General features: G+C 53.6%; 23 protein-coding genes, 1 pseudogene and 1 riboswitch. Of the genes and pseudogenes, 20 read left to right on the forward strand and 4 right to left on the reverse strand.

Annotated elements, in window-relative coordinates; genetic code table 11:
• Positions 1-127: 127 nt before the first annotated feature.
• Genes EL29_RS22760 through EL29_RS22780 form a run of 5 tightly spaced genes read left to right on the forward strand, consistent with a single transcriptional unit; the run spans position 128 to position 5,191 of the window.
• Positions 128-1,231 carry an ABC transporter ATP-binding protein gene (locus tag EL29_RS22760; protein WP_014333208.1) on the forward strand — a complete coding sequence of 368 codons (1,104 nt, stop codon included), beginning with the start codon at positions 128-130 and terminating at the stop codon, positions 1,229-1,231.
• A gap of 25 nt (positions 1,232-1,256) precedes the next feature.
• Positions 1,257-2,534 (forward strand): ABC transporter substrate-binding protein, encoded by a 1,278-nt coding sequence (locus EL29_RS22765; protein ID WP_028716079.1) that lies wholly within the window; start codon positions 1,257-1,259, stop codon positions 2,532-2,534.
• A gap of 4 nt (positions 2,535-2,538) precedes the next feature.
• Positions 2,539-3,456 carry a carbohydrate ABC transporter permease gene (locus tag EL29_RS22770; protein WP_014333206.1) on the forward strand — a complete coding sequence of 306 codons (918 nt, stop codon included), beginning with the start codon at positions 2,539-2,541 and terminating at the stop codon, positions 3,454-3,456.
• Complete coding sequence (locus EL29_RS22775; protein ID WP_013027924.1) at positions 3,453-4,271, forward strand: carbohydrate ABC transporter permease; 819 nt, start codon at positions 3,453-3,455, stop codon at positions 4,269-4,271. Before EL29_RS22770 ends, EL29_RS22775 begins: the two co-directional genes overlap by 4 nt.
• An 11-nt stretch (positions 4,272-4,282) precedes the next feature.
• Entirely contained in the window at positions 4,283-5,191 is a 909-nt protein-coding gene (locus tag EL29_RS22780; RefSeq protein WP_028716080.1) for a metallophosphoesterase, read from the forward strand.
• A gap of 279 nt (positions 5,192-5,470) precedes the next feature.
• On the opposite strand, the gene EL29_RS22785 is transcribed toward EL29_RS22780, so the two are convergent.
• Positions 5,471-6,349, reverse strand: a complete 879-nt coding sequence (locus EL29_RS22785; protein ID WP_028716081.1) for a LysR substrate-binding domain-containing protein — start codon at positions 6,347-6,349, stop codon at positions 5,471-5,473.
• Between the two features lie 100 nt (positions 6,350-6,449).
• On the opposite strand from EL29_RS22785, the gene EL29_RS22790 reads away from it, so the two are divergent.
• From EL29_RS22790 to EL29_RS22815, 6 genes are all read left to right on the forward strand, one after another.
• Positions 6,450-6,764 carry a carboxymuconolactone decarboxylase family protein gene (locus tag EL29_RS22790; RefSeq protein WP_028716082.1) on the forward strand — a complete coding sequence of 105 codons (315 nt, stop codon included), beginning with the start codon at positions 6,450-6,452 and terminating at the stop codon, positions 6,762-6,764.
• 9 nt (positions 6,765-6,773) lie between these two features.
• Positions 6,774-7,181 carry a tautomerase family protein gene (locus EL29_RS22795; RefSeq protein WP_019105923.1) on the forward strand — a complete coding sequence of 136 codons (408 nt, stop codon included), beginning with the start codon at positions 6,774-6,776 and terminating at the stop codon, positions 7,179-7,181.
• 10 nt (positions 7,182-7,191) lie between these two features.
• Positions 7,192-7,728, forward strand: coding sequence for a DUF4865 family protein (locus tag EL29_RS22800; RefSeq protein WP_028716083.1), 537 nt, complete (start codon positions 7,192-7,194; stop codon positions 7,726-7,728).
• A gap of 213 nt (positions 7,729-7,941) precedes the next feature.
• Positions 7,942-8,505, forward strand: coding sequence for a peroxiredoxin (locus tag EL29_RS22805; protein ID WP_014333199.1), 564 nt, complete (start codon positions 7,942-7,944; stop codon positions 8,503-8,505).
• 23 nt (positions 8,506-8,528) lie between these two features.
• Complete coding sequence (locus EL29_RS22810) at positions 8,529-9,764, forward strand: protein-disulfide reductase DsbD family protein (protein WP_022622859.1); 1,236 nt, start codon at positions 8,529-8,531, stop codon at positions 9,762-9,764.
• A 176-nt stretch (positions 9,765-9,940) separates the two neighbouring features.
• Complete coding sequence (locus EL29_RS22815) at positions 9,941-10,633, forward strand: aspartate/glutamate racemase (protein ID WP_022622860.1); 693 nt, start codon at positions 9,941-9,943, stop codon at positions 10,631-10,633.
• Positions 10,634-10,668: 35 nt separating this feature from the next.
• On the opposite strand, the gene EL29_RS22820 is transcribed toward EL29_RS22815, so the two are convergent.
• Complete coding sequence (locus EL29_RS22820) at positions 10,669-11,025, reverse strand: cupin domain-containing protein (protein ID WP_019105927.1); 357 nt, start codon at positions 11,023-11,025, stop codon at positions 10,669-10,671.
• 533 nt (positions 11,026-11,558) lie between these two features.
• Here EL29_RS22820 and EL29_RS22825 point away from each other — a divergent pair.
• Both EL29_RS22825 and EL29_RS22830 read left to right on the forward strand, forming a co-directional pair.
• A complete protein-coding gene (locus EL29_RS22825; protein WP_022622861.1) occupies positions 11,559-11,822 on the forward strand; it encodes a hypothetical protein in 264 nt (87 codons plus the stop codon).
• A 337-nt stretch (positions 11,823-12,159) separates the two neighbouring features.
• Positions 12,160-12,393 carry a hypothetical protein gene (locus EL29_RS22830; RefSeq protein WP_014604649.1) on the forward strand — a complete coding sequence of 78 codons (234 nt, stop codon included), beginning with the start codon at positions 12,160-12,162 and terminating at the stop codon, positions 12,391-12,393.
• A 122-nt stretch (positions 12,394-12,515) separates the two neighbouring features.
• Here the strand turns inward: EL29_RS22830 and EL29_RS22835 are convergent, their stop codons facing one another.
• Positions 12,516-13,175 (reverse strand): DUF1345 domain-containing protein, encoded by a 660-nt coding sequence (locus EL29_RS22835; protein ID WP_013027911.1) that lies wholly within the window; start codon positions 13,173-13,175, stop codon positions 12,516-12,518.
• Positions 13,176-13,764: 589 nt separating this feature from the next.
• Positions 13,765-13,863: riboswitch (guanidine-I (ykkC/yxkD leader) on the forward strand.
• A gap of 55 nt (positions 13,864-13,918) precedes the next feature.
• On the opposite strand from EL29_RS22835, the gene EL29_RS22840 reads away from it, so the two are divergent.
• From EL29_RS22840 to uca, 6 genes are all read left to right on the forward strand, one after another.
• Positions 13,919-14,977, forward strand: a complete 1,059-nt coding sequence (locus tag EL29_RS22840; RefSeq protein WP_028716084.1) for a putative urea ABC transporter substrate-binding protein — start codon at positions 13,919-13,921, stop codon at positions 14,975-14,977.
• Between the two features lie 24 nt (positions 14,978-15,001).
• Complete coding sequence (locus tag EL29_RS22845) at positions 15,002-15,817, forward strand: ABC transporter permease (protein WP_013027909.1); 816 nt, start codon at positions 15,002-15,004, stop codon at positions 15,815-15,817.
• Positions 15,814-16,596 (forward strand): ABC transporter ATP-binding protein, encoded by a 783-nt coding sequence (locus tag EL29_RS22850; protein ID WP_022622862.1) that lies wholly within the window; start codon positions 15,814-15,816, stop codon positions 16,594-16,596. Before EL29_RS22845 ends, EL29_RS22850 begins: the two co-directional genes overlap by 4 nt.
• Positions 16,593-17,321 (forward strand): urea amidolyase associated protein UAAP1, encoded by a 729-nt coding sequence (locus EL29_RS22855; RefSeq protein ID WP_014333188.1) that lies wholly within the window; start codon positions 16,593-16,595, stop codon positions 17,319-17,321. The genes EL29_RS22850 and EL29_RS22855 overlap by 4 nt, the downstream gene beginning before the upstream one ends.
• A 10-nt stretch (positions 17,322-17,331) precedes the next feature.
• A complete protein-coding gene (locus EL29_RS22860; RefSeq protein ID WP_014333187.1) occupies positions 17,332-17,967 on the forward strand; it encodes an urea amidolyase associated protein UAAP2 in 636 nt (211 codons plus the stop codon).
• Between the two features lie 111 nt (positions 17,968-18,078).
• Positions 18,079-21,684 carry an urea carboxylase gene (gene uca, locus EL29_RS22865; RefSeq protein ID WP_022622864.1) on the forward strand — a complete coding sequence of 1,202 codons (3,606 nt, stop codon included), beginning with the start codon at positions 18,079-18,081 and terminating at the stop codon, positions 21,682-21,684.
• A 168-nt stretch (positions 21,685-21,852) separates the two neighbouring features.
• On the opposite strand, the gene EL29_RS22870 is transcribed toward uca, so the two are convergent.
• Positions 21,853-22,998: a lactonase family protein gene (locus EL29_RS22870; protein WP_028716085.1), complete on the reverse strand. Its 1,146-nt coding sequence runs from the start codon at positions 22,996-22,998 to the stop codon at positions 21,853-21,855.
• Between the two features lie 654 nt (positions 22,999-23,652).
• Here EL29_RS22870 and EL29_RS22875 point away from each other — a divergent pair.
• A pseudogene (locus EL29_RS22875) lies at positions 23,653-24,051 on the forward strand (MBL fold metallo-hydrolase); the annotation flags it as partial.
• Between the last annotated feature and the right edge of the window lie 344 nt (positions 24,052-24,395).

Below are 24,395 nucleotides of genomic sequence, written 5' to 3' on the forward strand. Positions count from 1 at the left end.
AGGCAGGGAAGGATAAGCCCGCATGATTAATCAATGGGTGCATCTTTTTTCTGTCATTTTTCAGCCATAAATCGTTCATTTTTCTCGGCTAGCTTACTGCAATTCTTATTTGCAAAGCGGCGCATGTATGAGCCATCTGGCGCTTCATCACATCACCAAGAGCTGGGGCGAGAAAATCGCACTGGATAATATCCATTTTGACGCCGCCGAAGGGACGTTCGTTGCTCTGTTGGGGCCTTCAGGCTGTGGTAAATCGACGCTGCTGCGCACTATTGCCGGCCTGGAGACGGCTGACACGGGTTCGGTGAGTTTCAATCATGTGGATATCACCCATTTGCCCCCCTCCCAACGCAAGCTCTCCATGGTGTTTCAGTCTTATGCGCTTTTTCCTCACCTGAGCGTTAAAGAAAATTTGTTATTTGGCTTAAAAGCCCGCGGTGAAGATAAGCTCACGTTTGCCGATCGTCTGAGTCGGGTCAGTAAGTTGATGGAACTGGAGGCGTTGCTGGATCGCTTGCCATCCCAGTTGTCCGGTGGTCAACAACAGCGGGTGGCACTGGGGCGAGCCGTTATCGCCAACAATACGCTCTGCCTGATGGATGAACCCCTTTCTAACCTTGATGCCAAGCTACGCCAAAGCATGCGCCGTGAGATCCGTGCCTTACAGAAGAAGTTGGGTCTGACAATGATCTATGTCACCCACGATCAGACAGAAGCCATGAGCATGGCGGACAGCATTATTTTGCTGAACGCGGGACGAATTGAGCAGCACGACACACCTGATAATCTCTACAACAACCCTGCCAGCGTGTTCGCGGCACAGTTTATTGGCGCACCGCCCATGAACATCCTGCCGCTCGCCTGCCACAACGCGAACCACTATCTGAGTCCGCTCAGGGAGCCTGTCGTCGAAGGTTTCACCGCCGGCGCACTCAGTCTGGGCATTCGGGCTGAAGATATTCAGCTTATTAACGCTGATGGCGCGGTGCTGACGGCCAGCGTGGTGAGTTACGAATATATGGGGGCTGATACCTTATTAATGTGCCAGCTTGCTCACAGCCACGAAACATTAACGGTGACGGTAGCAGGAATGAAACGGTTCAGTGAGGGAAGCCTGGTGGGGCTGCAATGGCCTGCTGATAAGCAATACCTGTTTTCCACCGATAGCGGTAAACGCTGTTTGCATGCAGAACAGCTGATGTCTGTTTCGTCCAAAAAATACGCGGTTTAACGATCTTTTTACCTAAGGGAAAATCATGTCTGCTATTCGTCTGTCACATCTGCTTCCTGCATTGCTTATCGCAACCAGCGCGTCAGTTTTTGCTGCCGATCCGGTAAAACTGCAAATGTATTATCCCATCGCAGTGGGAGGCGCGATCAGCCACACCGTTGAAGCACTGGTTGCCGATTTCGAAAAAATTCATCCCGAAGTCAGTATTCAGCCGGTCTATACCGGTGACTACGCCACGACGGTGACCAAAGCATTGACCGCTTTTCGTGGCGGTAATGCGCCACAAATGGCCGTTATTGGCGATATCGAAGCTTATTCACTGATGGATGCGGGGGCGATTGTCGCGGCCAGCGATCTGGCCAAAGACGATGAGGGTAAAAAATGGATCGACAGTTTCTATCCTGCTTTCTTACGCCATATCAATGGAAAAGTCTGGGGCGTTCCTTTTCAGCGCTCGACCGTGGTGCTGTACTGGAATAAGCAGGCGTTTGAAAAAGCGGGTCTGGATGCTGATACGCCGCCTGCGAACTGGCAGCAGGTGGTGGACTTTGGCAAAAAGCTGGTCGTGAAAGACGGGCAAAACGTCAGCCAGTGGGGCATCGAAATCCCGACTACGCCAAATGGCTATTGGGTGTTTCAGGGGTTTGCTGCGACCAATGGCGCGCATCTTGATAATGGCAAGGGCACGGCCGTGTATTTTAATACGCCCGGGAACATTGAAACGCTACAGTGGCTAACCGATCTCGGTCAGAAAGAGGGCGTTTCACCTAAAGGCGCCGTTGCATGGGGCACCACGCCACAAGATTTTTTGAGTGGCAAAACCGCGATGATGGTGACCACCACGGGTAATCTGAGCGTGGTGCGTAAAAATGCGACGTTCCCGTTTGGTGTCGCGATGCTTCCTGAAAAGACACAGCGCGGAAGCCCGACCGGTGGCGGTAATCTGTATGTCTTCAAAAATGCATCCCCGGCACAGCAGAAAGCCGCCATGGCGTTTATCCGTTGGGTCACCGCCCCTGAACAGGCTGCTCGCTGGAGTATTGCTACCGGTTATGTCGCGACTTCACCCGCCGCCTGGGAAACGCCAGCCATGAAAGACTATGTGAAACAGGTTCCGCAGGCGCTGGTGGCACGTGAGCAACTTAACTATGCCCAGCCAGAACTCTCGACCTATAACAGCGTGCAAATTCAGGAGGCGCTGAACCACGCCATTGAAGCCGCGATAACCCAGACGAAAACACCGGCAGAAGCACTGGAATCCGCCCAGAAGCAGGCCGATCGTTTGCTGAAGGCTTACCAGTAATACGATGGCGATGAACACACTTGGAACAGCATCCCCTGCTTTACGCTCAGGCGTCGGATCATTACAGCTGTGCGGCTATTTGCTGATCTTACCGGCACTGGGTTTTTTATTGCTGTTTACCCATTATCCTGCTCTGGCGACGGTGTGGGAAAGTCTGTTCAGCGCCTCACGTAACGGTCATCCGGCCCAGTTTGTTGGGCTGGATAACTACGCTGCGCTGCTGGATGACGATGTGTTTATCCGGTCGTTGTGGAACAATCTGCTCTATGCCCTGGTCACTATCCCTTTGGCGGTGATGCTGGCTCTGCTCATGGCATTGGCCGTTAACCGACGACTGGCGGCTAACGCCGTGATACGTGCGGCTTTTTTTATTCCCTCTCTTCTGCCAATGATTGCGATTGCTAACCTGTGGCTGTTTTTTTACACGCCACAGTTGGGCTTACTGAACAAACTTCTGTCGCTGTTTTCCATTGCTCCGGTTAACTGGCTTGGCGAGCCGGGCACCTCCCTGTGGTGCCTGATGGCGGTCTCCGTCTGGCGTGAGGCCGGTTTCTTTATGATTTTCTATCTTGCTGCCCTGCAGCAGATTGATCCGCGCCTGCGTGAAGCGGCGGAAATCGAAGGGGCATCAAAGGGCTATTTCTTCCGGCGCGTCCAGTGGCCATTGCTGATGCCGACCACGTTATTTGTCTTGATCAATGCATCCATGAATGCGTTTCGCATTGTCGATCAGGTTATTGCGATGACGAATGGCGGCCCGGACAACAGCAGTAGCCTGCTGCTGTTTTACATCTATCGCACAGCATTCAGTTACTGGGATTTACCGGCAGCCGCGGCCATGACCGTGGTGTTGCTGCTGATTTTGGCGGCGATTGCGCTAGTTAAATTTAAGTTGATGGATAAACGAGCCCACTATCAATGAAGCCTTCCTTTTCTGTTGGCCGCCTCGGCCTGAATCTGATTATCTGGTTAGCGGCGCTGCTATGGCTGCTCCCTATCCTGGTGGCGCTGTGGGTTGCGGTGCATCCCGCGGCAGAGCAGGGCAGCTTCAGGCTTTTTGCGCCGCTGACGCTGCAAAATTTTATTAACGCCTGGCATGCTGCGCCCTTTGCCCGTTATTTTATGAATACGATTTTGCTGGTGATGATGATCGTTACAGTCCAGCTGGTGTTGGCCACGATGGCGGCTTACGCACTGGTCCGTTTTCGCCTGAAGTATTCGGGCATGTTGTTTGCCCTTATCCTGTTGCAGCTCATGATCAGCCCCGATGTGCTGATCCTGAATAACTATAAAACCATTGGCGCACTGGGCCTGCGCGATACATTGACCGGCATTGCCTTACCGTATTTTGCGTCTGCCTTTGCCATCTTCCTGCTGCGCCAGACGTTTAAAAGCATCCCCTTAGTGCTGGAAGAGGCGGCGATCGTGGAAGGCGCCAGCCGGTTTTATATCTTGCGTAAGATCTACATCCCGCTGGCCAGACCGATTTATATCGCCTTTGCGTTAGTCTCTGTCAGCTTTCACTGGAATGATTTTCTCTGGCCGCTGGTGATTACCGACTCGGTTAAGGTACGGCCCCTAACCGTCGGGCTGCAGCTATTTTCCGCGCCAGAGCAGGGCGTGCAGTGGGCGCTTATTGGTGCAGCAACATTGATGACAACGCTGCCGCTTTTGCTGCTCTTTCTGATATTTCAGCGTCAGTTTATTCAGTCTTTCATGCGTGCCGGTATACGTTAAGGTGAACGCCAATGTTAACGCCTCACTCGCTTAGTCTGCAGCAGCGCGAACTGCTGGCGGAGGTCGTACCGCTGTATCAACCGCCGTTGCTGCCTCCCTTAGCTGCGCGGAACAACGTTGTTCGTTTTGGTTTGATCGCCGACCCGCAATATGCAGATATCGAACCGGATGTTGACAACCATCTTTACTATCGCAACGGACTACAAAAACTGCACCAGGCCATCACGGCGCTCAACGCGCAGCCGCTCGATTTTGTGGTGACCCTGGGCGATCTCGTCGATCGCGACTGGTACAGCTATGCTGCGGTATTGCCGGTATATCAAGAATTAAAGCATCCCCATGCCGTGGTGCTGGGTAATCATGATGCGCAGACGATTGCCACACGACTTGAAGGTAAGGTTCCCCTACCCAAGAGCTATTACGCTTTCCGTTTTAACGGCTGGCGCTTCATTGTCTACGATGGCAATGATATGAGTCTTTACTGCAATGCGCTCAACGGCACCGATCGCCAACAGGCGGCAGCGTTGCTGGCCCGGCTGCAACATGAGCATCAACCCCACGCGCAGCCCTGGAACGGTGCCGTGGGCGCGCAACAGTTGGTGTGGATAGAGCAGCAGTTACAGGCGGCACAGCAGTGCGGAGAAAGCATCGTGGTATTCGGGCATTATCCGCTGGCTCCCGGGAATACGCATATGTTAATGAACGCCGACGCGCTGGTGAATTTATTCACCCGCTACCGGGTGCGCGCCTGTTTTGCCGGACACGATCATCGCGGAGGCTATGCCCGTATTCTGGACACCGACTTTTTTATCATGAAGGGCATGCTCGACGGCCCTTCAGTTGTGCCCTTCGCGTGGGTGGAAGCAGACGGTGATACGCTCAGCGTAAAAGGCTATGGTGGAGAGATAAGCCGGGGGTAAACAGCATTGGCGATGGATGTCACAAAAGTGTGAGCACAGTATTTTTTGTAACGATTTTAGTTACAGCATACTGTAATTGGCCTTACTCAGGTGCCCGCGTCAAGATTAGCGCAGCAAGCAGGAGGGGTGCCAAAGCCGGGCCGGACAAAAAGCAGGGCGTTGCTTAAACGACCACAATCTGACAGCCCTGTGCTCAGCCTCAACCGCCAGAAATCCTGCCTGTCCGGTCATTGATTGATGCTGTCTGTTGGCTGGATTTCTTCAGGCGCGGTAGTTGGCTTATGTGCCACGAAAGTGCGTTTTTATCATCTGGCAAAGCGAGGCTGCTGCGGCTGATACGTTTTTTTCAGACTGATGCAGACGAATGCCAATCGCGCCAGTATCTGGCAATTTTTGCTGGTCAAATATCGCGAGTGATGACGGCATGCCCGTTTGTGTTCGCAACGTCATTCCGAGCCCGGCCGCCGCGGCCGCCCATATCCCACTCAGGCTTCTGCTGGTAAACGCAATGCGCCAGGGGATATTCATGCTGTCCAGGGCCGCTGTCGCCGCGCTACGCATCAGACAGGGTGCTTCAAAAACCAGTAACGGCAGAGGTCGGTTTCGATCGGTAAATGCGCCGATATCGAAATCTTTTGCGCCAATCCAGCAGAGTGGTAATGACCCGAGCGACTCGCTGTAAGCGGTGCTCTCGTCACCCTGCCAGCTCAGGGCAACATCAAGTTCATTGTGACGTATTGCATCCAGCAGAGGCTTGTTGCGGGTCACGGTCGCGGAGACCTGTACGTCGGGGTGCGCACGTGAAAATTGCCCAAGAAGAGAGGGGAGAAGTGATTCTCCAAAATCTTCCTGCAATCCCAGCCGAACCTCGCCACGGATGCCCACCGATTTCATCGCCTGGTAAGCTTCGTCGTTGAGACTCATCAGCCTGCGCGCATAGGCAAGCATCATTTCCCCCTGGGCAGTAAGGACCAGATGTCGTCCTGACTTTTGCACCAACGCGGCGCCTGCCTGCTGCTCAAGCTTTTTAAGCTGAGCGCTTACCGCCGATGTTGAACGCCCCAGGCGCTCTGCAGCAGCAGCAAAACTTCCCAACTCAATACCGGTGACAAAGGTTCGTAATGTTTCAGCATCGAACGTAACAGGTCTTTTCGCCATTTTTCATCCCGTTTTATGGGATTATGGGTCCCAATATTTCTGATTTTATAGATCGTCAAAGCATCCTATCTTTCTACCACATCCTCAAGGAGAAACAAAAATGAACACGATAAAGGTGAGTCGGGAGAATATGGCCGGGATAGCCCCCAAGCTGGCACGTCTCAGTGAAGAGGTCTTATTTGGCGATATCTGGCAGCGGGACGGGCTTTCACCGCGGGACAGAAGTCTGATTACGGTCAGCGCCCTCATTGCACTGTATCGAAATGAACAGCTGGGCTGGCATCTGGAATTTGCTCGCCAAAATGGCATTTCAGACGATGAAATTATCGAAGTGATAACGCATCTTGCCTTTTATTGCGGCTGGCCCAACGCCGTTTCCGCGTTGACCGTCTTCAAAAACACACAGCCTGAGTGAGGGATACCGATGCCTGTAAGCCATATAGCCATCTCAACAGCGCGTTTTCAGCAGTGGAGAGAGAAAATTTCTGCTGCGTTACAGCAATCGCTTGAAGCTTCATTTTCCGTACCGCGCGGAGACTGCTTTCAGTTTTTTGATTGTTATGACGCGCACAGCCGGATTTTTGATCGGCATTATCTTTGTGGTGCTGAGGCGGGCCGCAGCAATGACTTTCTTCTGTTTACCATTACCGCAGGTAAAACGCGTAATACGCAGCAGAAACAGGCCTTTTATCAGGATCTTACCCGGCGTCTTGAAAAATCGATGGGTATAAAGCCCCATGATGTCATGATCGTTCTTCATTTCACTCAGCCAGAAGACTGGTCTTTTAGTCATGGGAAGATGTTTAACCTGGCGGATATTCCCCAACTTTAAGGAGAAAACCATGCTTGCTATGCAATACCGTTTTGTTCTTCCCGCCGATTACGACATGACGATTATTCAACGCCGGATTGATGACAACGGATATAAGATGGCGGGATTTCCTGGTCTCATATTCAAAGCCTGGCTTTATGCGTGCAAAGCCAAAGGTCCCATAAACACGGATGAAAATGTGTATGCGCCCTTTTATCTTTGGCAGGACGCAGAGAGCATGCACTGTTTTTTGTCTGGGGCAGGTTTTAAAAAGCTTACTGAGGATTTTGGCTGGCCGCAGGTGCATACCTTCCCGGTCTTATCGGCCAGGCTGTCGCCAGAGATGGTTCAAGCCGGTTTTGCTTCCCTGGACGTCAGCACCGTTCCTGCTTACGCCGATCTCGCCGGGTTAACACAGCCCCCAAAACAAGCCGGGGCGTTAGCACGCGTATCGGCTCTGGATACCTTTCACTGGCGCCACATAGATTTTTGTCTCTGGACAACGGCGCCCGCGCAAGATTCGGGCCATTTTCAGCGTTATCAGGTAGGGCATCTCTCTGTTCCCTGAATATTTACCGTCTGACACAAAATTATCGCCTAACCACATATCTAAATGATCGGTTGTAAGACTATCTTACTGTAGATGCCAGACACGTTTGCATTAACGCTCTGGTGACGCTATCGCGTTATTCCATGACGCAAACTTTTTCATTTTTAGTGAATGAACCTAGTATTAACGTGCAAGGGGCACTTATGCCTGCTTGTCGACGGAGAAAAGAGAATGCGTATCAAGAATCACCTGAAAATGCTGACGGCTGCATCATTACTGGCACTGAGCCTTCCGATGACCTCCGCGTTCGCGGCACTGCCGGTGGGTGCAAAGGCGCCGGATTTCAAACTGGAAGCCGCACTGGCAGGTAAAGAAACCACCTTCTCTTTACAGCAGGCACTGCAAAAAGGCCCGGTCGTTCTATATTTTTTCCCGGCGGCGTTTAGTGCAGGCTGTACCTTAGAGGCGCATGCCTTTGCAGAAGCGACAGATGACTTTAAAAAAGAGGGCGCAACGGTAATCGGCGTCACCGCAGGTAATACTGACCAGATTGAGAAATTTTCTAAACTTGAATGCCGCGATAAATTCACCGTTGCTGCCGATCCGGGCGCAAAAGTGGCTGCAGAATACAAAAGTACGATGGAGATGAAAGGTAAAACGCTTTCCGATCGTACGTCTTATGTTATTGCACCGGATGGCAAAATCCTGCTGAGTTATACGGATAAAAACCCAGAATCACACATTCAGAAAACGCTGGATGCCGTGAAAAAATACCGCCAGGCCAACCCGGCTTAATTCCCGATCTGGACAGATAAATCATGTTGACTGCTATCGCCGCCGCTTTTCTGGGCGGCATCATACTTAATCTCATGCCCTGTGTGTTCCCGGTCATTTCGCTCAAGGCGTTGAGTCTGATACGGCATCACGCCAGGCCCGCACAGGCTCGTGCAGAAGGGCTCGCTTTTCTGGCTGGCGTAGTGGTCACCATGATGTTACTGGTTGGTCTGCTGTTGCTGGCGAGATTCGGTGGGTCATCAGTGGGCTGGGGTTTTCAACTGCAGTCACCGCTGGTGATTGCGTTGCTGGTTCTGGTGATGCTGGCATCCGCACTTAATCTGTTTGGCCTGTTCGAGGTGGGATTATCACTTCAGCGGGCCGGCGAAGTCGGGGGCGAGCGGGGTGGATTGACCGGGTCCGCATTAACGGGGGCGCTGGCTATTGTTGTTGCTACCCCGTGCAGCGCGCCCTTTATGGCCAGCGCCATAGGTTATGCGCTTGTACAGCCCCCCGTTATCAGCTTTATTATCTTTCTTTCTCTGGCGTTGGGCTTTGCTGCGCCTTTCACCTTGATTTCCTTTTTCCCTGTCGTTGCCCGAATACTGCCGTCGCCGGGTGCCTGGATGATCACCCTAAAACATGGCCTGGCGTTTCCGATGCTGGGTGCGGCGGGTTGGTTAATCTGGGTGCTGGAACGGCAGGCTGGCTCGACGGCGCTGGCAGCGATACTGACCTGTTGCCTGCTGCTGGGTTTTGCCGCCTGGCTGTATGGCCTGGCTCAGAAGCGGCAGATGATGGGAAGGCGGCACTGGGCTCTGCACATCGCCACAGCTGTTGTAATTATCCTGTTGGTACCACCGTTATTTACGCTGAAAACCTCAACGGCAGCCCCTGATTCTTCGGATGTTGTGGCAGCGGCTGCGGTGGCATGGTCTCCCCAAAATGTGGACGCTATAAAAGGCCAGGGTAAACCGGTTCTGGTGAATTTTACCGCCTCCTGGTGCATTACCTGTCAGGTTAATGAACGTACCTCGCTGTCAACCCAGGCAGTAAAGACGGCTATGGCGCGCACCAACACCATTTATATGATTGCTGACTCAACAAAGTACAATCCTGACGTTGAGCAGGCACTCAGTGATTTTGGCCGTGGTGGTTTGCCGCTGTATGTGGTTTATCCTGCTGACGGCGGAAAACCCGTTGTCCTGCCTCAGGTGTTAACGCCGGGGATCGTCATCACGGCATTGCAGCAGGCGAGTGAAAAAGGCAATAAAATGTGATGGTAGATCCCTGCCGGGCATTGGATTTCCGCTGCCCGGCGGCGGCAAGGCTCTGGCGGTAACGGGTTAGCGCAACACCTGAAAACACGCGGCTAACCCGTCATAATCCTTTCAGGCAACGCGCAGTTTTATTATCCTCGACAGGCTTTGGCAGTGATGTATTTCAAAGGAGAGTGATGAAAACAATCGGCCTTATAGGCGGCATGAGCTGGGAATCAACGCTTCCTTACTATCGGTTGATCAATGAGGGAATCAGAAGCAAATTAGGCGGTTTACACTCGGCAAAGCTGCTTCTGCACAGCGTGGATTTTCATGAAATTGAAGCCTGCCAGCGCAGTGGCGACTGGGATCGGGCTGGTGAACTACTGGCTGAGGCGGCCGTGGGTCTGGCGGGTGCCGGTGCAAACGCAATCGTCTTATGTACCAACACGATGCACAAGGTTGCCGGGGCGATTGAATCTCGCTGTCATTTGCCTTTTTTACATATCGCGGATGCGACGGGCAGGGCGATAACGAGCAAAGGCATGACCCGAGTAGCCTTGCTGGGCACGCGTTATACCATGGAGCAGGACTTCTATCTGGGCCGCCTGAATAAACAATTCTCAATTGCTACCCTGGTACCACCGGCAGAACAGCGTAACGTCATCAACCAAATCATTTTTGATGAACTCTGCATGGGGAAATTTACGGAAGGCTCCCGCCAGTTTTATCTTGAGGTGATACAGGAACTGGCTTCACAAGGTGCAGAAGGAGTCATATTTGGCTGCACGGAAATTGGTTTGCTGGTTTCAGAAGCACAAAGCGCGCTACCGGTATTCGATACAACGCGCATTCATGCGAACGATGCCGTCGATTTTATGCTGTCCTGATTCATCCTCAGTGGGATGAATCAGTGATCGAACTTTTACAGGGTGTCGAAAATCACATAAAGCTTGCGCATGGTGGTCTCCATGACCCATGTCCCTTCTGTATTCGCTTCAAAGAACAAGGTATCGCCAGGTTTGAAATGCTGTGGTGCTTCGCCATCCGCTGTGAAGGAACCCGTTCCTGACAGGAAATGCATCATCTCTGCTTGCTTAACGCCGCGACGATAACTGCCCGCCGTACATTCAAAAATGCCCATATCTGTATTCTCATGACCGGGGATCACCGTCTGCAGCCCGGCCAGTGCAATCTCGGGCGATCCCGGAAGGCCCTCAACGGTCCCCCATGATTCCAGCGTCTTGATTGAAGCGGGTTGATTAAGTTTTTGTACTTTCATTTCATGCTTCCTGAGCAGTCGTTAACGATGCAGCGTGGTCTGAATTGATACGTCAGCGTATACAAAAACGGAAAAACAAAGCGCGTCTTAAACGCTTTGGCATGAAAGTTATGCGCAGAATACATTGCGCTAAAAGCATGAAATTTCTGGCCGCAGCCTACACAGGTTTTTGAGTATGGTGCTATCGATGCCAGGTTTAGACAGTTTGAGAGAAAGTGCAGCCAGTTACCGCTCATCCGCTCGTCATTGGTTAATGCTCTGCTCAGTCAGGATCTGAAAAATGTGTAAGTAAGGGGGGATGTTGCAATATCAACGAGCAGAATGAGGTAAATAAGATAATGATTTTAATCTTTGTTATTTCCCTACGCCTGGAGCTCTCTGCATCAGGCTGGCAAGGGTTAATCTGATTTATCAGGTCCGTATTAAAATGGAAATATAAAGATTCTATTTTCACACTGCTGAGTTTGAATACAGCACAGAGCAGAACGGCTAACCGTTCTGTCCTTCCTGGCGTAATCTCTAAAGGGCAAGTTATGAAAATGTTATCCGTAAAAGTGGCACTGCAAACAACGGCGTTCACCATCGCGACCTTGATTACCTTTCAGAATGCGGCACTGGCTGTATCTGTACATGAACAACAGTCAGCTTCTACGCTGCAAAAGAACAATGCGGGCAGTGCGGGGAACATCAAACTTGCTGCTCATCGAAAGCCTTCAGGCGGTTTGCGCATTAATCCTGCCTGTGATGACACCGGCGAACCTTGCCCACACGATGAAACTCAGGATGATATGTCCTGAACCTGCTCGGTTTTACATCCTGAACTGATTATTTAGCCTTTTAATTATGCTCAACCCCGTCAACGAACTGCACCTCAAAAGCTGGACGTCTGACTGAGTAAGGTGCAGTTTTTTATATTCTCTTACATCTCCTTCCCATCGTTATCGATAAGCGTTAAGGACTGAATATTGTGCTAAAAAGCGCCTGTTATGATATCGCTATCACTCCCGGAACGTTAAACGCTTAACGGCGGGTAAACGGTTTCAAGATTTACTGACTTCGGCCAGCAGAAGCGTCCTGATTAACTATGCTCAGTAGACATTAATGCGTATTCGCTATTTATCAGGGAGTCATTCGATGAAAAAATTGTCAGTTGTTCTTGTTACCGCGGGTCTGCTCATGGCGATGAGTTCACAAGCTGAAGCCAAAGGCTGTTTAAAGGGCGCGGCCGTGGGCGGCGTGGCAGGGCATCTTAAACATCACGGTGTCGCTGGGGCCGCAGCAGGCTGCGCTGTTGGACATCATATGGCCAAAAAGAAACAGAAAGAAGCGGCCAGTCAACAGCAAGGGCAACAGCAGCAGGGCGGTTAATTTTTCTCGCAGTCTCTGCACCCTCTCAAAGAGGGTGCAGCTTCCCGTCGCACAGGCTTTAAGCGGTAAATTCCCGTAACAGTCAATGCGCTTCTCTGCTGGCTATCGTCGCAGGCAGACTCTCAACTTAACAAACTGGCTGCCACATTCACGGACAGTCCCAGAATCGCCAGATTAAAAATAAAAGAGATAACCGACTGCAACAAGGCGATCTTGCGCATTTCTGTCGTGCCCGTCGCCACATCCGCCGTCTGGGATGCCACCGCGATGGTGAAAGAGAAGTAGAGAAAATCCCAGTAACCCGGATGCGTCGGTTTCTCCGGAAAGATCATCGGCGTGATACTGTTGCTGCGAAGCAGGTAATGCTGATGGGCATAATGCATGGCAAATGCGCTGGGCAGTAAGGCCCATGAGGCGATGAGCGTCATGGCAGTCAAAAGCAGATGCAGGGCCCGCGAAGAGCCCGTCAGGCTTTTTAACGTGGGAAGCTCGCTCATGATGGCCACCATACTGATCATACAGGCCACGATGACCAGCCCCAGCACCAGCGCGGCACTTTGATCCTGCATCTGGGCGATTCGTTTAATCTCATCTGGCGCGGTACGCAACATGCGAAACCAGATAAACCACAGATAGAGCCATGCCAGCACGTTCCAACTGATTAACAGTCTCTGCATTTGCCCCAGATGCTCAGGCAGTAAAACATAGCAGACGAGACCTGCCACCACAGAGATCAGCAGGCGCAACCGGGCAAACAGATTTGAGCGAAGGGAAGAGGACATGGTTATGTTTTTGCTGGTTACTGAGTCAGTTAACTGTAGTGCAGGCCGGATGACCCTGCTGCAAAAAACGCGCGACGTTTATGGTGGGTTAAAGAACCGGCAGAATGCGAAGCCAGTCTCTGTGTAGCACGCCACTGCCATACCCGCGTGCGGGCATCTATAGCAGTAATGGAGGGTCAACAAACGAGAAGTGCGGATGGTCACCGTTAAAAGCGTGTACGTTCCCTTAAGCTACAAGGATGGCTATCGCGTAATAGTGGCTCCCCTTTGGCCGCGCGACATCTACAGGATTAAAGCACCTCGCGCCGTCAGCGGTATTGCGTCAGGCGTTATACCGTTACGCCTCGTCAGGATGGACACTACCGCTGCAACGTCGCCCAGAAACCGCGCTGATGCTTATGATGTAAGGACTGCACAGCATATTTCGTGTTCCAGTCGGCACTGATTGTGTGCAATGCCCCTCGGTCACTCATCATTCTGGTGCTTCGTCACCAGGAATAATGCTAAATCACTGATTTTTATTGTCATTAATTCTGGCACGTCAATTGCAAAAACCTGATCGGTAAGCAGCGCAACACATAATCTGAATTAAATAGCTGGCTAGGGTTCCGGTTCACGCAGGTGAATGTCTGGTCCGAGAGCTGGCGACCTCTGAGAGGTTACACGGCGGGACAAAAGCCCGGGAGACAGCAGCACCGTCAGGTGTCGCGCTGCTCCTTTTTTGTGCCAACCAGAGGTTAACCATGAAAACAACGCCGTTCATCCGCACGCTTTTGCTGTCACTCACCTTGCTGATCAGCTTTTCTTCCTTCGCCACGGTTAAAAAAGAGTTCAACATCTGCTGGACGATCTATGCGGGCTGGATGCCCTGGGGCACCATCAGCAATGAAAAAATTATTGATAAATGGGCCAGCAAATACGGCATCAAAATCAATATTGTTCAACTCAACGACTACATCGAATCCATCAACCATTACACGGCAGGGCAGTTTGACGGCTGCACCATGACCAACATGGATGCGCTGACTATCCCGGCGGCAGGTGGGGTAGATTCGACAGCACTCATCACCGGCAGCTATTCCGATGGCAACGACGGCGTCGTGCTAAAAGGGATGAATAAAAAACTCAGCGATCTGAAAGGTATGTCGGTTTATCTGCCCGAACTCTCGGTATCGCACTATCTCCTGGTTCGCGGACTGGAAAAAGCCGGGCTGCAGGAAAAAGATGTGAAAGTGGTTAATACCTCCGATGCGGATATCGTCTCGGCCTTTGGCACCAGCAATGTGCGGGCAGCGGTAGCCTGGAACCCGCAGTTGTCCGTCATCAAAAAGACGCCACAAACCACCGAAGTGTTTAGCTCCACCCAAGTGCCCGGCGAACTCATCGACATGATGGTCGTGAACACCCAAACGCTGAAAGATAACCCCGCCCTCGGCAAAGCGCTGACCGGTGCGTGGTTTGAAATGATGGCAAAAATGCAGGCGGGTGATAAACAAGCGCTGAGTGCAATGGCGGCAGATTCCGGTACCGACCTCGCGGGCTATCAGGCTCAGCTTAAAACAACGCATCTGTTCTGGACGCCTGCTGAGACATTGGCCTTTATTTCTTCGCCTGATCTGCCAAAGACCATGCAACGCGTGGCGAACTTCTCGTTTGACAAAGGTCTGCTGGGTCAGGGCGCACAGAGCGCTGATTTTATCGGCATGACATTCCCGGGCAACGTCACCGTTGGCGATAGGGCTAACAGCAAACTGCGCTTTGACGACAGCTATCTTAAGCTGGCCGCTGCGGGCAAGTTGTAACCACTGACCACGGGAGTTCATGTCATGCGCTACATCAACCGCTATCCCCGCCAGGGCATGCGCCTGACGCTAATGCTGCTGCCCTTCGTGCTGATCATCGCCGCCTGGTTTATCGGATCAGCGGTGCGGCTGGAGGCCAATCCGCAGGACAAACTGCTGCCCGGACTGTCGCAGATGATTGAGGCGATTGATCGGATGGCCTTCACGCCAGATAAGCGCAGTGGTGAATACCTGCTGTGGGCCGATACGTTTATCAGCCTGAGCCGTCTGCTCATGGGGCTGGCGCTCTCCTCGCTGATTGGTCTGTGCCTCGGCATTGCCGCGGGCGTTTTTCCGATGTCCCGCGCCGCACTGTCACCCCTGATGACGGTTGTCTCGATGGTGCCGCCGCTGGCGATTCTGCCCGTGCTGTTTATTGTTTTCGGCCTGGATGAGCTGTCGAAGGTCATGCTCATCGTCATTGGCATTACGCCGATGCTGGCACGCGATCTTGAACAGCGGGCACGGGAAATTCCGGCGGAACTGTTAATCAAAGCGCAAACCCTGGGAGCCAATAGCTGGACGGTCGTGCTGCGGGTCGTGCTGCCGCAGCTGTTATCGCGGCTTATCACCTCGGTACGGCTGCTTCTGGGATCGGCCTGGCTGTTTTTAATTTCCTCCGAAGCGATTTCGGCGACCGCCGGGCTGGGCTATCGCATTTTCCTGGTGCGTCGCTACATGGCGATGGATGTGATTATCCCCTATGTCATCTGGATCACGCTGCTGGCCTGGCTGATGGATCTGGGCCTGCGCAAGCTGCACAACGCCTGTTTCCCATGGGCGGAAGGAGGCCGGGAATGAGTTTTATCAATATCAACAATATCTGGCAGGAGTACGGCGACCACGTGGTGCTGGAACGCATCAATTTGCAGGTTAAGGCGGGCGAGTTCTGCTCTATGGTCGGTGCATCGGGCTGCGGGAAATCGACGTTTTTGCGCCTGCTGCTGGGGCAGGAAAAACCCACCCGGGGAGAGATCACCCTGGATGGTAAGGCACTGGCGACAGAACCCGACCGCAGCCGCGGCGTCGTGTTTCAACGCTATTCCGTGTTTCCCCATCTCAATGTACTGGATAACGTCGCGATAGGGCTCGAACTGCCTGCTTCGCCCTTGTCGGGTCGCCTGTTCGGCGCCCGAAAACGCGCGGCCCGGCAGCAGGCACGACAGATGCTGGACAAAGTAGGGCTGGGAAATGCGCTGGATAAATATCCGGCACAGCTCTCCGGCGGAATGCAGCAAAGGCTGGCAATTGCCCAGGCTTTTATCATGCAACCGCGAGTGCTGTTGTTGGATGAGCCCTTTGGCGCACTGGATCCCGGTATCCGCAAAGACATGCACGCGCTGCTGCTTCAACTGTGGAGTGAAACCCGAATGACGGTCTTTATGGTCACCCACGATCTTACTGAAGGCTTCAACCTGGGGACACGGCTACTGGTATTTGACAAAGTCCGCCACGATCCCCAAGCCCCTCATGCCTGGGGGGCGCGTATCACCTATGACATTCCGCTGAATGAGGCGCGAATGGCACAGCTGATGACAGACAGTAAAGACAACGTTTATGCATTAAGGAGACAGCAATGACGGCACGTTTTCACTCAGCGCCCAGCCTGCGCGAAGAGCGGCTTCCCGGCGGGGCGCACACCTCATTCATTCTGCGCAAAGGGCACATCCTGCGCCTGACCGATATTGATGGCGGCGCGAATGTCAGCATGATGATGCTCAATCCGCATGAGAAAAGTGAACGCCTTAATCTACCGGATACGCTGAAGGGCCAGCATACGGCCCGGCTCACTACCGGCCACTGTTTTTATTCCGATATGGGCCGCGTACTCGCCGGGATCGTGGCGGACAGTTGTGGCTGGCACGACCCGTTTGGGGGCGTACTTAACGCGGCGGAAACGCGCGAAAAATATGGCGCAGGGCGCTATCAGGAGCTGCGGAATGGGTTTTACCGCAATGGAGTCGATAATCTGCTGGTCGAGATGGGCAAATGGGATTTGGGTCTTGAAGATCTGCTCATGGTCGTTAACTTCTTTAGCAAAGTCACCGTCGATGAAGATGGCCGCTTCCGCTTCGATACCGAACATAGCCGCGCAGGGGATGTTGTTGAGCTGTTTGCCCCAATGGACGTGCTGATCGTCCTGACCGCGCTCCCCCATCCAATGGATCCTGCCCCTGACTATGCACCGCGTCCCATCCAGCTGAGCTGGTATCAGGCCGATGACGTACAGGCTACCACCGAAGCGCTGTTCATCCGCGATGAAAATCAGCGCGCAATACATAACACCCAACTTTTTGCCCTGTAAGGAGTCAGCGATGATGATTATTTCCAGCGACCGCCGCCCAGAGGATGCGGTTTACCGTCATGTGATTCCGGCGGGCGAACCCTGGCTGTTTGAGGTCAAACAAGGGCAAACATTGCGTCTGCTCGACCTGGAAGGGAATCAGGCGATCGATACGCTGTTCTACAACGCAGATAATCCGCGCGAGCGTTACGATCCCCAGCGTACGCTGCGCCGTCAGGGTAATGCTTACCTGACCACCGGCAGCGTACTTTACTCGAATATGGGCAATCCGCTGCTGACTATTGTCGCCGATACCTGTGGCCGCCACGATACGTTGGGCGGTGCCTGCGCGCAGGAAAGTAACACGGTACGTTATGCTCACGACAAGCGCTATATGCACAGCTGCCGGGATAATTTTCTTTGTGCCTGCCTGCATGACGGTCGCCTGCATAAACGCGATATCGGCGCCAATATCAACTTTTTTATGAACGTTCCCGTCACGCCGCAGGGTGGACTGACCTTTGAAGACGGTATTTCCGCCGCCGGCAAATATGTTGAACTGCGCGCCGAGTGTAATGCGGTGGTCTTAATCTCAAACTGTCCGCAGCTGAATAACCCCTGTAACGGCTGGAATCCCACGCCCGCCGAGGTATTGGTATGGAACTGAGCCTGGTGCGACTAAACAATACGCACGCCTGAAAAGGAGAAGCCCCGGGGACGGCCCCAGGGGACATGTCGACTTTCTGCGGGACGACCCGCTTTCCTGAGAGTTCCGTTTATGTTTGATACCTTACTGATTGCTAACCGCGGTGCGATCGCCTGCCGCATCTTGCGCACCCTGCGCGCCATGCAGGTCAAGGGGGTGGCTGTCTATGCCGAGGCCGATCTGGGCAGCCTGCATATTCGTGATGCCGATGAAGCGTTGTCCCTTGGCGACGGCCCGGCGGCACAAACGTATCTGGCCGCTGAAAAAATTATTGCCGCAGCGCAGCAAAGCGGTGCACAGGCGATTCACCCGGGCTACGGTTTTCTCTCTGAAAACGCCGGGTTCGCTGAGGCCTGCGAGGCCGCAGGGCTGATTTTTGTTGGCCCAACGCCACAGCAGTTGCGGACTTTTGGTCTGAAGCACACGGCCCGTGCTCTGGCGAAAGCTGAAGGTGTGCCCTTGCTGGAAGGCAGCGAATTACTGGCCGATGCCGCCGAAGCCTGCCGCGTCGCCGAGACCGTTGGTTATCCGGTGATGCTGAAAAGTACGGCGGGTGGCGGCGGGATTGGCATGCGCGTTTGTCGCGATGCGCATGAACTGACGGAAGCGTTTGATACCGTGCAGCGGCTGGGGCAGAACAACTTCAGTGATGCCGGCGTGTTTCTCGAGAACTATATCGAACGCGCACGTCATCTTGAGGTGCAAATCTTTGGTGACGGGCAAGGAGACGTTATCGCGCTGGGTGTGCGTGACTGCTCGGTGCAGCGGCGTAACCAGAAGGTCATCGAAGAAACACCTGCCCCCAATTTGCCTGAAGGCATGGCACAGGCGCTCTGCGAGGCGGCAGTTGCGCTGGGTAAAGCAGTGAACTATCGCAGCGCGGGCACCGTGGAGTTTGTCTATGACAGCCTGAACCAACAATTTTACTTCCTGGAGGTCAACACTCGCCTTCAGGTCGAGCATGGCGTAACAGAACAGGTCTGGGGCGTTGACCTGGTGAAATGGATGATTGAATTGGCTGCGGACACCTTGCCGCCCCTGCGCGAGCTGGTTGCCGGGCTTGCGCCACAAGGCCATGCTATCCAGGCACGCATTTATGCGGAAGATCCGGGACGGCAGTTTCAGCCTTCACCGGGCCTGCTGACAGACGTTGCCTTTCCCGACCAACAGGATGCTCGCCTGCGCATTGATCACTGGATTGAAGCCGGTTGCGAAGTGCCGCCCTTTTTTGATCCGCTGCTGGCGAAAACGATCGCCTGGCGGCCCAGCCGCCCGGAGGCCATTGCCACACTGGCGCAGGCGCTGGCAGAAACGCGTTTATACGGTGTTGAAACCAACCGCCTCTATCTGCAGCAAATTTTAGCGTTTGCGCCCTTTGTTCAGGGAGAACCCTGGACCCGTTGTCTGGAACAGCTGAGCTATCAGGCAGCGACGGTTGAGGTGCTAGGCGCCGGTACGCAAACCAGCGTGCAGGATTATCCGGGCCGTCTGGGCTACTGGGCGGTCGGCGTACCGCCATCGGGGCCGATGGACGACCGCGCTCTGCGTTCAGGCAATCGGCTGCTGGGCAATGATGAGGGGGAAGCCGCACTGGAAATGACCCTCACCGGACCCACTCTGAAATTCAATACCGCCATCCAGGCCGTCATCTGCGGTGCACCACTGAGCGCTATCCTGGATGGCCAGCCCGTGCCGATGGATTGTGTTTTTACCATTCCCGCCGGGGCGACGTTAAAGCTGGGTGCTGTGAGTGGGGCGGGCGTGCGAAGCTATCTCTGCCTGAGCGGCGGCATTCAGGTGCCAACGTATTTAGGCAGTAAAAGCACCTTTACGCTTGGCCAGTTTGGCGGCCACGCCGGACGCGCACTGCGTAGCGGCGATGTGCTGCACCTGGCCCCACAGACAGCAACGGAAGCTGGCGCGGCACTTCCTGAGGCATTGCGCACGGATCTCCCGCAGATCCGCACCCTACGGGTAATTTATGGTCCACACGGTGCGCCGGAGTTCTTCGCGCCGGACTATATCGCCACTTTTTTTGCCACGGAATGGGAAGTGCATTTTAACTCCAGCCGCACGGGCGTCCGCCTGATTGGGCCCAAGCCCATCTGGAGCCGAGACAGCGGGGGCGAAGCCGGACTGCATCCGTCAAACATTCACGACAATCCGTACGCGGTAGGTGCGGTTGATTTTACCGGCGATATGCCGGTGATTCTGGGCCCGGATGGACCCAGCCTCGGGGGATTCGTTTGTCCGGTCACAGTCATCGAAGCCGATCTCTGGCAGTTAGGGCAGTTGAAAGCCGGTGATAAAGTGCGCTTTACCTCGGTGGATTTAACCACCGCGCGCCAGTTGGCTAAAGCGCGAGGCCAGGAACTGGCAACGCTCTGTGGCCAGGCGACAGCCTGGCAACCTGCGCCGCTGACCTCGCCGATCGTGATGACCTGCGGTGAGGCCGATAAGCGTCTGGTCGCGCGACTTTCTGGCGATACGCATCTGCTACTCGAAGCCGGGGAGCCGGAGCTGGATCTGGTTCTGCGTTTTCGCATTCATGCCCTGATGCAGGCGCTGGAAGCGCATGCAAAAGACGGGGTGATTGATATCACGCCCGGGATTCGTTCGTTGCAGATCCATTTTCAGCCTGAAATCCTCACCCATGACGCGCTGCTGGACTGGGTACGCGGCGAGTGGCTCAGGGTTTGCCTGAGTGATGATCTGCAGGTGCCAACTCGCGTAGTACATCTGCCGCTTTCCTGGGACGATCCCGCCTGTCGCCAGGCGATTGAAAAGTACATGACGACGGTACGCCCTGATGCACCGTGGTGCCCCAGTAACCTTGAATTCATTCGCCGCATTAACGATCTGCCTGACGAACAGGCGGTCTGGGAGACGGTGTTTGAGGCCAGCTATCTGGTTATGGGGCTGGGCGATGTCTATCTGGGGGCGCCGGTTGCGACACCGCTGGATCCGCGCCATCGCCTGGTCACCACAAAATACAACCCGGCGCGCACCTGGACGGCAGAGAACTCGGTGGGTATCGGCGGCGCTTACCTCTGCGTTTACGGCATGGAAGGACCTGGCGGCTATCAGTTTGTGGGGCGCACGCTTCAGATGTGGAATCGCTATCGAGAGGTTGCTGATTTTGCGGGGAAACCCTGGCTGCTGCGCTTCTTTGATCAACTGCGGTTCTACCCTGTATCCGCCGAGGAACTGGTGCAAATCCGCCGCGATTTCCCGCTGGGGCGTTATCCGCTGCGCATTGAGCCCAGTACGCTGCGGTTGAGTGATTATCAGCAGTTTCTCGCTCATGAGGCGCAAAGCATCGCGGCGTTTCGTGACCACCAGCAACAGGCGTTCAATGCGGAACGCGATCGCTGGATCGCCAGTGGTCAGGCCCATTTCGACAGCCAGGAGAACGTGGCAGAAGAGGGCGGTGATGCACCACTACAGCAGGGCGAGCAGGGTGTCGAAAGCCCGGTTTCCGGCAACCTTTGGCAAGTGCAAACCACGGTGGGAAGTCGGGTTCAGGCGGGGGATGTTCTGGTGGTACTGGAATCCATGAAAATGGAGATTCCGTTGCTGGCACCCTGCGATGGGATCATCCAGCAGGTTAACGTACAGCCAGGCAGTGCCGTGCGCGCCGGACAGCGGGTTGCGGTGATTGTGGAGGATAACACCTGATTTTGCGTTAGCACTGGCAGCGATAATCGCTAGGCCTGAGTGCTTATCGATCATGCCCGTTAGTGATCTTGAACGGGCAGGTGCGCGAGACTGACCTTCTCGTGCACCTGCACGCTGCGTCGGTAACACGCACCACAGTGTGACGTGCATGTTATCCGCATCAATGTTTCAGGGAACAATAACCATCTGTGAAGGCGCGCCTACGGCAACATAGTTCCCGGTAAAGCTGATGGCACCACTCGCTTTATCCACCCTGAAGCTGGTGATGTTATCGCTACGCTGATTCATCACGTAAATCATGCTGCCATCAGGGGATAATGTCAGCGTTCGGGGATAATCCCCGCGCGTCCACACATCATCTTTATGCGTCAGTGTGCCGTTAGCATTGACCTCAAAGTGCGCAATGCTGTCATGCAGACGGTTGGCGACGTAAAGATTTTTCCCGCCCTTATCAATGACTAACCCGGCTGCAAAACTGGTGCCTTTATAACCGTCAGGCAGCGTAGAAACCGTGGCCTTTTCCTGCAAAGCACCGCTTTGCGGATTAATGAGGTAATGTGTGAGCGTGGAGGCTTCTTCATTCACTAACCAGAGCGCATGACCCTCAGCGCTAAAAACGAAATGGCGGGGGCCTGCACCGGCAGACGAGGCGTTTATCCATGCGGGTTTGCCGGGCGTCAGCGTACCGTCTTTATTCAGGTGGTATTGGTAAATGCGGTCCAGCCCCAGATCCGTCGAGTAAACAAACTGGCCCGTGGGATCGCTGGCGACCATATGTGCATGCGGACCATTGTGATCGTTGATGGCAAAGCTGCCGTCTACCGCTGCGGCCGGCTTGCCTGCGCCAGCCGGGCCGCTGTCCTGATGATGATCGACAGCCTCACTCAGCTTGCCTTCTGGCGTCACCGCAAACACTGTAATACTGCCGCTGACATAATTTGCGACCATCAGGTAACGCTGATCGGGTGTCAGGGACAGGTACACCGGTCCTTTGCCTTGCGTGTCGACCTGATTTAATGCAGTGAGTGAACCGTCCGTACCAATCTGATAAGCGGTGATGCTACCTTTCTCGGTCTCACTCGCCACATAAAGATGTTTACCATCCGCTGACGCCACCATCTGTGCCTGGTTGGGCAGTTGACTCACCAATGTTTTTCCCGACAGTTCACCCTGCGCATTGACGATAAATCGATAAACCCCTTCGCCATTGGGATTATAGGTTCCCACATACGCGTAAGATGCCTGAGCCATCAGCGGCACAATGGCCGAAGCACTTGCAACGGCGGCTAGCGCCAGAATCGTTTTATTCATCATTTTTCCCTACTCGTCAGTGTGGTTAATTTTTACGGTCGCCTGAACATCCGGGCAATGAATACTTAGTAAGCAAAAGGGCAGAGCGTCGCATTTCAGTAATACGTTCTTTCTTCACGTCGAAACGGTTGCCAGAAAAGGGAGATGAGCGGTATTCGTTTGCTGTTAGTCGTGTCGCTTTTTGAAATGTCAGAAACGGCCCCTCGTGGCACGAAGCCTTACGTTGATGCTGTTCGTTTTCTGATGCGTCCGTTAAGCGTTGTGTCAGCTATGTTAAACCAGAGTCTGGACAAATTATCAGCAATGTCTGGCCGGATACAGAGAGTGTTTTTCCAGTACTAAACGGAAATGTTTTGGCAGGGGGTGAGAGATGTCACAGGGGAGGCAAGTACTCCAACTTTTAATCTCCGTTATCTGCAGGTGTGGAAAGTATTTCGCGCATCTTTAAAGGGTTTTCGATGAGAATAATGACCGGGCCCGGCGCCAAAGTCACCTCGGCGGCGTCACTCCAGAGGCCTTCGATCAGGCCTCATCGTGAGGACACAAATTGTCTAGGGTTGTGGGGGCAGTCCAATAGTCCAATGGAGTATTATTGACTGTGCCTCAGAGAGTTATCGCAGCCTGGCGGTAACGAATTACTTCAGGGAAAGAGCGAACATGTCTATAACCATCAGCGTCCTGCTGGAAAACCGACTTAAGCCCGAATCTAAAAATTTGCTGCGTGCTAAAGCCGGACTTAGTCTGTTTATCCAGGATGAAAATGATTCAATTCTGTTTGATACCGGCCCTGATGATAGCTTCATGCATAATGCAGGTTTAATGGGAGTCGATTTGACAAACCTTACCGCGTCTGTACTTTCCCACGGTCACTATGACCATTGTGGCGGTGTTCCGTGGATACCTGACACATGTCGAATAATATGCCATCCAATGGTGGCGAATGAGCGCTACTCGGCAGTAAGGTTTCCAGGCTATACCGCCAGAATTAAAAAATTGTCGATACATAATAATTTTTCACGTTTTCGCATGGAGTACAGCAGTACCCCACTACATATAAATTGATTATCTGTTAGATAGTCAAAATCACGAAGGATCCTACTGGCACTACATGCTCGGTGTGGTGCCATTCTGTCTCGCGTCATTCGGCTATCAGCAGACGCCGGCAGTGGCGATCCGTAATGCCAGGTCGTTGTGATGCAAGCGAAGTGGTGAGCCTGCCATCAATGACATCCTGCAGGATTTTGAAGCGGTTAACTTCATTCATCGTAAAGTACTCCGAACCCTAAGCCGTCATCAGTTGCGTCCTCAGCCGCGAACCCTTGAAAAAGGCCGATAATGCGGACATTTCTATACAGCTAGAGGCGGACATCTGAATTTACCCGTTACACAGTAAGTTCGTA

Origin of the sequence: Pantoea ananatis LMG 2665 (assembly GCF_000710035.2) — a bacterium.
GTDB lineage: Bacteria > Pseudomonadota > Gammaproteobacteria > Enterobacterales > Enterobacteriaceae > Pantoea > Pantoea ananatis.